Origin of the sequence: Daejeonella sp., assembly GCF_049655485.1 — a bacterium.
Lineage (GTDB): Bacteria > Bacteroidota > Bacteroidia > Sphingobacteriales > Sphingobacteriaceae > Daejeonella.
Genome location: NZ_JBASJU010000098.1, coordinates 1 through 3,313, shown reverse-complemented (window position 1 = coordinate 3,313; position 3,313 = coordinate 1). Strand labels below are relative to the sequence as shown.

The window sequence follows — 3,313 nt, the reverse complement described above, 5'->3', positions numbered from 1 at the left end:
AAATAGAGGGTCGGCAATAAAGCCGGGGATATTAACAATGAAACTAAAGAGTATAATGATGATAAAAGAGCCAATTATCTGCAGATATAAATTGGCTTCTTTTACCGAATTCTGGGCTCTGTCATTTTTTCTGACTATAGCTCGCATATTGAGCTCTTCGATCTGGGTTATATTGTTTCTTAGGTCGCGTATAACTCCTCTCTGTTCGGTATCATTTGATGTATTAGTTTTTAACAATTCGAAATCCCGCCGGATAAGAGCTGTTAAATCTGCCTCTCCTTTTTCAGTAATGTTTTTCTCCTGTTTTTTCAGTAACATTTCCAGTCGCTCAGCCGAGATTTTTGAAAGAGGCAGATCTTGATTGTCTACAATTCTTCTCAACTCTTTCAAGATGTTGAGCGTTTCGTAATTATCTCTTAATATTACTTTAGAAGAATCTGCGATGTCTTTCAGATAGTACCCTGCAAATGCCCCGAAAAAAAGCATCATCAGAAAGAGAAAACTGAAACCTAAGTGAAGTTTAGTTTTAATTTTCATGATCTTAAAATGAAACAGCCATGCTGGCTGTTAAAGTTGAACTATGATTCACCGGAGTGATATCACGTATAAAAACTTTGTCTTTACTGTCGTAAACCTTACCCTCAAGTCGCAGAATGGCATTGCTCATGGGGCTATAATCTATGTTCAATGACAGGCCAGTAGTCTCAAAACCATTTGGGGTGCCTGTATCAATGATAACTCCCTGACTATCGGAATAATACTCCCACCTTCCTGCAGCGGCCCATTTTTCGTTGAGATTCATTTTGACAATAAGCACCGGGCTGTACCATTGATTATAATCGCTGCTACCTCTTGACTTCTGCTCCGATCCGAAATCAAAACCGGTAATCAGGTGGACCTTGTCTGCTATTTGGAATATACCGTAAAAGTTGTGGAAGTAACGCATTTGCCTTAGTTCATCGGGTTTGTCATTTCCTGTGAAGGTGCTGTAGTTTAGCTTCACTCTGGGATTAGGCGTAAAAGTTATTTGTGTCCCGAATGCAGGTGTGTTATTGCCCTGTGGCCTTTGGATATGCTGCCAGCCGTTTAGAAATAATCCGCTAAGAAGCCATTTATTATTATCAGAAATGTAAGTTAGTTTGGCACCGCTTTCATAATACGGGGAATTTTCTGCCAGAATACTTCTGGTCAGCGTCCAGCAATCTTTCGAAACGGCACTCTCAAACCCAATATGAGATGCAAATATTCCAGCATCGATCCATAAGTTAGCCGATTCAGAAAGACGGAAGCCTGCATTCGCTTCAAAGATATTTTTAAGGACACCGGGCTCTGCGGCTAAGTTAGCATTGGCATATGTACCTGCCATCACCGCCAGAGCGGAACGTACCTTGCCCTTATCATAAGTCGCTTTAATATAGCCCAGATTCAGATTTAACTCATTGTGCCGGTTATGTGAGTAAACAAATGCTGGACGCTCGTGGTCCGATGGTTTGTTAAAATCGTAGCCATAGTATGTTTCAAGATAGGCGCTAACATTGATATCCTGAGAGGATACCTCGAGTGTGCTAAAAGTGAATATGAGCGCCAAAAGCCTTTTCATCGGTATATATTGTTCTTAATGAATACCATACAGATGCCATAAAATTAAAACTGATTAAATGTCGCTGTGCAACAGTTGCTTCCAGTTTTAATCGAGTTTTAGGAGATACGCCTAAAAAACAAAATCCTTCCATTTTGGAAGGGTCTGTTTTTCATTTCGGAAAATTAATAGTTTTGTCTTCGTTGATATTGTACTCCTCTATCTTGCGGTAGAGGGTCGTCAGGCCGATCCCCATTAACCTGGCTGCTTCGGTTTTGTTGCCACCGGTATGTTTTAATGTACGTTGAATATGGATCTTCTCCACGGTTGCCAGTTCAAACGATTCCATTTCGGTCATGCTGGAATCACTGCGTAATTCAAAAGGCAATATATCGGCAGAAAGCCGCGACGTATCAGTAAGTATCAATGCCCGTTCGATTACATTTTTAAGCTCCCTTATATTACCTTTCCAAAGGTGCTTCTGAAGCTTTAGGATAAAATCATTTTCAGGAACCGGGGTAGTTTTATTGAGCTTTAAGGCAAATTGTTCAACATAAAATGCCGTCAGCAGAGGGATATCTTCTTTACGTTCCTTTAAAGAAGGCAATTGAATAATAAAACCTGATAAACGGTAAAAAAGGTCTTCACGGAAGAGGCCTTGCTTTATTTCTTCTTCCAAATTGCGATTTGTAGCCGCTATGATCCGGACATCTACTTTGGTTGTTTTTGTGTCGCCTACTTTTATGAAGGAGCCATCTTCAAGTACCCGGAGAAGTTTGGCTTGTAGATCCATGCTCATTTCGCCAATTTCGTCTAGAAAAATGGTACCGTGGTCAGCCTCCTCAAATAAGCCCTTTTTTTCTTTTAAAGCTCCAGTGAATGAACCGGCTTTATGGCCGAATAGCTCACTCTCCAGGATATCTCTGCCAAAGGCGCTGCAGTTAACAGCAACGAAATTTTGGTCCTTCCTTTTACTATTGTAATGTATGGCTTGGGCAAAGATCTCCTTACCGGTACCGGTTTCACCCAATAGCAAGGTTGTAGCATCGGTGACAGATACTTTTCGAGCGAGTTCAATAGCCTTTTGTATAACTGGCGATTTTCCAATAATTGCATCGAAGCCAAAACGTTTTTCCAGGCTTTTCTCAAGACGCTCGACTTTTCGCTGCAACAAAGCTTTATCCATCGCTTTAGCTACAAGAGGCAATATTTTATCATTGTCGTCGCCCTTGGTTATGTAGTCAAATGCGCCGTTCTTTATAGACTGCACACCATCAGGGATATTCCCAAATGCCGTAAGATTAATGACCTCAATGGCAGGATTGATCAGTTTGATTTTGTTTACGAGGTCTACCCCGTTGCAGTCAGGTAGCCTAACATCGCTTAAGACAACTGGAATATCGTCCTTCTCTAAAATCTGTAATCCTGCCTTACCAGTCCCTGCCTGGTATACCTTGTATCCTTCCAATTCCAGTATCCTGGAAATAAGTGTACGAAGGCGCTCTTCGTCATCAATGATTAAGATCTTTTTGATAAGCTATTTTTAGCAAATAACGGATATTTTGGAGATACTGCAAACACTGTCATCATGAAGTTGACAGAACCATGCTAAAAGCAGCGTTTTCTAATCCGGTGAGAATTTTAAGGACGGAATGATATTTATCCCTTGATCACTCTACCTCAATAGTATGAGTCAAAAAGGTTTTATCAGCCTTTAAAAACTTCAGTTCATAA

At 40.6% G+C, this 3,313-nt stretch carries 2 protein-coding genes and 1 pseudogene; all 3 read right to left on the bottom strand.

All coding sequences use genetic code 11. The features are described 5' to 3' along the window. Window positions 1-537, bottom strand: a pseudogene (locus WBJ10_RS03980) (PAS domain-containing sensor histidine kinase); the annotation flags it as partial. Window positions 538-541: 4 nt separating this feature from the next. After that, window positions 542-1,600 (bottom strand): porin, encoded by a 1,059-nt coding sequence (locus WBJ10_RS03975; protein ID WP_424288256.1) that lies wholly within the window; start codon window positions 1,598-1,600, stop codon window positions 542-544. Between the two features lie 151 nt (window positions 1,601-1,751). Then, window positions 1,752-3,113 (bottom strand): sigma-54-dependent transcriptional regulator, encoded by a 1,362-nt coding sequence (locus tag WBJ10_RS03970; RefSeq protein WP_424288257.1) that lies wholly within the window; start codon window positions 3,111-3,113, stop codon window positions 1,752-1,754. Window positions 3,114-3,313 lie beyond the last annotated feature (200 nt).

Coding starts and splice junctions, on each gene's coding strand:
- WBJ10_RS03975 (WP_424288256.1), bottom strand. CDS start 1,600: ATGAAAAGGCTTTTGGCGCTCATATTCACTTTTAGCACACTCGAGGTA.